This window comes from Roseomonas sp. TAS13, assembly GCF_001950415.1.
Taxonomy (GTDB): domain Bacteria; phylum Pseudomonadota; class Alphaproteobacteria; order Acetobacterales; family Acetobacteraceae; genus Roseomonas; species Roseomonas mucosa.
Genome location: NZ_BDLP01000376.1, coordinates 1 through 4,128, shown reverse-complemented (window position 1 = coordinate 4,128; position 4,128 = coordinate 1). Strand labels below are relative to the sequence as shown.

Genomic DNA, 4,128 nt, shown 5'->3' with positions numbered 1-4,128 from the left:
GGCATAGGGCCTGCCGCCCGTCCGCTCGCGCAGCTCCGCCTTGGCGCGGGCCAGCAGCTCCGGGTCGCGGAAGGCGTCGAGCGCCGTGGCCGCCATGGCCTTGGCCGCCTGCACCATGCCCTTGTGCGCATGCGGGCTCTTGCCCTGCGCCACCGCCTGCCAGGTGTGGAAGGGCGTGCCCACGGCCCAGGTGGCGCCCCAGCACTGCACGACCGGCACGATCTGGCTGACATCGCCCACATCGGTGGAGCCGTTGCCGGCGCGCGAGCGGCCGTCGAAGGGCAGCACGCCCTCGTGCAGCACCTGCGCGCCCACCTCCTCAGGCGCTCCCACAGCCCCGATGCTGTCGGCGATGTCCTCCTCGCTCAGCGAGCGGCGCAGCTCGGCGGCGAAGCGGCGGTCCGCCTCGTCGAAGGCCGGCGCGCCGAGGCGGAGCAGGTTTTCATGCATCCGCATCTCCAGCGCCGTGTTCGGGATGGTGTCGGAGCAGGCCTTGTCGATCTCCATGGTCATGCGGGTGCCGGTCATGGTCGCGGCGCCCTCGGCGCAGGCCTTCACCCGCTCGAACAGGGCCTGCGCCTCCTTCACGCGCGGGCCGCGGATCAGGTAGAGCACCTCGGCCTCCGCCTGCACCACGTTGGGCGAGACGCCGCCGCTGTTGGTGATGGCGTAATGCACACGGCAGTCCAGCGGCATGTGCTCGCGCAGGTAGTTCACGCCGACATTCATCAGCTCCACCGCATCGAGCGCGGAGCGGCCCAGCCAGGGCGAGCCCGCCGCGTGCGAGGCGCGGCCGTGGAAGCGGAAATAGACCTGGAAATTGGCCAGCGAGCGGGAAGACATCACGCTGCTCACCACGCCCGGATGCCATGAGACGGCCGCGTCGAGGTCGTCGAAGGCGCCCTCGCGCGCCATGAAGGTCTTGCCGGAGCCGCCTTCCTCGCCAGGGCAGCCATAGTAGCGCACCGTGCCGGACAGGTCGTTGGCGGCCAGGGCGTCGCGCGCCGCCACCGCGGCCAGCATGGCCCCCGCGCCGAGCAGGTTGTGGCCGCAGCCATGGCCCGTGGCGCCCGGGGCGACGGGCTTCGGCTCGGCGACGCCCGCCTCCTGGCTCAGCCCGGCCAGGGCATCGAACTCGCCCAGGAAGCCCAGCACCGGGCCGCCGGACCCGGCCTCGGCCATGAAGGCTGTCGGGATGCCGCCGACATTGCGGGTGACGCGGAATCCCTCGGCCTCCAGCAGCGCGATCTGCTCCTCGATCGACCGGTGTTCCTGGAAGCGCAGCTCGGCATGGCCCCAGATCCGGTCGGCCACGGCGGTGAAGGCGGGGCTCTTGGCCTCGACCTCGGCGGAGAGCCGGTCGAGGGAGATCGGATCGTTGCGCATGCTCTCTCCTCAGGTCTCGCCGGCCCCGGGGCCGGCATCGGGAACTCGGGCCGGGCTGTAGCATTCCCGCCTCCGGAAGTCCGCCGGCGGGGAGGATTTTTCCTCGCCCGCCGCCGGTTTCAGGCGGAAACCGGCGTCAGCAGGGGCTGCCCGGAAAAATGGGCCCGCAGGTTGTCGATCACCAGCCGCACCGTCGCCCGCACGGCCTCGGGCGAGCGGCCCGCGATGTGCGGGGTCAGGATCACGTTCTCCAGGCGGGTCAGCCGGGCGGGGATGTTGTCCGGCTCGCCCTCCACCACATCGAGGCCCGCCCCGGCGATGCGGTCCTGCTCCAGGGCCTCGATCAGCGCCCCGGTATCCACCACGCTGCCGCGCGCGATGTTCACGAGGAACCCCTCGGTCCCGAGCGCCCGCAGCACCGCCGCATCCACGAGATGGCGCGTCTCCGCCCCGCCCGGCGCGGCGACCACCAGGAAGTCGCACCAGGCCGCCAGGGCGCCGAGGTCCGGCTCGTGCCGGAAGGGGGAGCCCTCCCGCACCCTCCGGCTGTGATAGGCGACCTCCATGCCGAAGCCGCCGGCGGCGCGGTCGGCGATGCGCTGCCCGATATGGCCCAGGCCGAGCAGGCCCAGCCGCTTGCCGCTGACCGACGGGCGGAGCTGCCGCGCGCCGGCCCATTCCCCGCGCCGCGCCGCGGCATCCGCCTGGACCACCCCGCGCGCGATGGCGAGCAGCAGCAGCATCGCATGGTCCGCGACGGCCACGTCATTGGTGCCCGCGCCGTTGGTGACCGCGATGCCGCGCGCCGCAGCGGCGGCGAGGTCGATCTTCTCATGGCCGGCGCCCAGGGCGCAGACGATCCCCAGCGCGGGCAGGGCGGCGATCTGCGCGGCGGAGAAGCCGGTGGAGCCGTTGGTCAGCACGGCACGGATCGCCGCGGCCCGGCCCTCGGGCAAGGGAGCGCGGCCGGCGGCCTGGACGGGCTCGAAGCCCGCGTCCCGCAGGCGCGCCAGGTTCTCGGGCGCGATGTCGATGGCAAGCAGGACGGGAATGGTCAATGGCGGCTCCGCGGCTCAGGGGCGTGTCCCGGCACAGGCCATCCTAGGCCCCTCCGGCGCGGCGTGGCATGACGTTTCCGGCGCCGTCCCCCCTGGCGTCGCCCTATTCCCGCAGCCGGTAGGCGCGCTGGTCGATGTCGTGGCGCCGCAGCTTGTCGTAGAAGGTCTTCCGCGGGATGCCGAGCGCCTCGACCGTGGCGCGCACGTCGCCATCATGTTCCCGCAGCGCGTCGCGGATCACCATGGCCTCATAGGCATCCACCCGTTCCGGCAGGCTCGCCCGCGCCTCGCCTGGCGGGGCGGCCTCCTCCGACAGGCCCAGCGCCACGCGCTCGGCATGATGCGTCAGTTCGCGCACATTGCCGGGCCAGTCATGCTCCATCAGGTGGCGGCGCAGGGCCGGGGTCATCTCGGGCACCGGCAGGCCGAAGCGTTCCGCCGCGCGGCGCAGGAAATGCGCGAAGAGCAGGGGAATGTCGTCCCGCCGCTGCCGCAGGGCGGGGAGATGCACCGTCACCACATGCAGGCGGTAGTACAGGTCCTCGCGGAACCCGCCGCGCCGGGAAAGCTCCAGCAGGTTCGTCTTGGTGGCCGCCACCACGCGCAGGTCCAGCCGGCGGATCTCGTTGGTGCCGAGCGGCGCGATCTCCCGCGTTTCCAGCACCCGCAGCAGCTTGACCTGCAAGGCCAGCGGCATGGCCTCGATCTCGTCGAGGAAGAGCGTGCCGCCATCCGCATGCTCGATCCGCCCGACCCGGCGCTTCTGCGCGCCGGTGAAGGCGCCGGGCTCGTGGCCGAACAGCTCGCTCTCGATCACCGTTTCCGGCAGGGCGCCGCAGTTCAGCGCCACGAAGGGCCGCGCGGCGCGGCGGCTCATGCGGTGCAGCGCATTGGCCACCACGTCCTTGCCGGTGCCGGTCTCACCCTCGATCAGCACGTCCACCTGGGCATCGGCGATCTGCCGCAGCACCTTGCGCAGCCGCACCATCTCCGGCGTGTTGCCCAGCAGCGGGCTGTCCTCCTCGGCCGCCGCCACGGCCCGGGCGAGGCGGCGGTTCTCCAGCACCAGCCGCCGCTTCTCCAGCGCATGCCGCACCGCGCCCATCAGCTCCTCGGCCGGATAGGGCTTGGCCAGGAAGTGGTAGGCTCCCTCCCGGATCGCGGCGACCGCCATGGCGATATCACCATGGCCGGTGATCAGGATCACCGGCAGGTCCGGGTCCAGCCGGCGCAGGCGGCGGAACAGCTCGGTGCCGTCCATCCCCGGCATCCGCAGGTCGGTGACCACGACGCCCGGGAAATCCTCCCCGATCGCCGCCAGCGCCTCCTCGGCCGAGGCGAAGCCGTGGGCCTCCAGCCCCGCCAGGGCGGCGCTCTGGAGATTGGCCTCGCGCAGGAAGGGGTCGTCATCCACGAAGGCGAGGTCGGTCAAGCGGCTTGCTCCAGGGTGATCACGAAAAGGCTTCCGCCGGGCTCCGGCCCGCAAGGGGGCTCCGCCTCCAGCGTCCCGCCGAAATCGCTCACGATGTCCCGGCAGATCACGAGGCCCAGCCCCAGCCCCTCCGATTTCGTGGTGGTGAAGGGCATGAACAAGGACCGCGCCACCTCCGGCGCCAGCCCCGGCCCGTTGTCGGACACGGCGACGCGGACCCGGCCGGGGGCCGGGCCGGGCACCCGCCGCGCC

General features: G+C 72.8%; 4 protein-coding genes. All 4 read right to left on the bottom strand.

Going from position 1 to position 4,128, the window contains the following annotated elements; all coding sequences use genetic code 11:
* Positions 1-1,386: M20 family metallopeptidase (locus ROTAS13_RS20440; RefSeq protein ID WP_075823252.1), on the bottom strand; the 1,386-nt coding region annotated here is incomplete at its 3' end.
* 119 nt (positions 1,387-1,505) lie between these two features.
* Positions 1,506-2,444, bottom strand: a complete 939-nt coding sequence (locus ROTAS13_RS20435; protein WP_075823251.1) for a 2-hydroxyacid dehydrogenase — start codon at positions 2,442-2,444, stop codon at positions 1,506-1,508.
* Between the two features lie 103 nt (positions 2,445-2,547).
* Positions 2,548-3,876, bottom strand: a complete 1,329-nt coding sequence (locus ROTAS13_RS20430) for a sigma-54 dependent transcriptional regulator (RefSeq protein ID WP_058389432.1) — start codon at positions 3,874-3,876, stop codon at positions 2,548-2,550.
* On the bottom strand, positions 3,873-4,128 hold a 256-nt coding region (locus ROTAS13_RS20425), incomplete at its 5' end, for an ATP-binding protein (protein ID WP_253187723.1). The genes ROTAS13_RS20430 and ROTAS13_RS20425, both read right to left, overlap by 4 nt.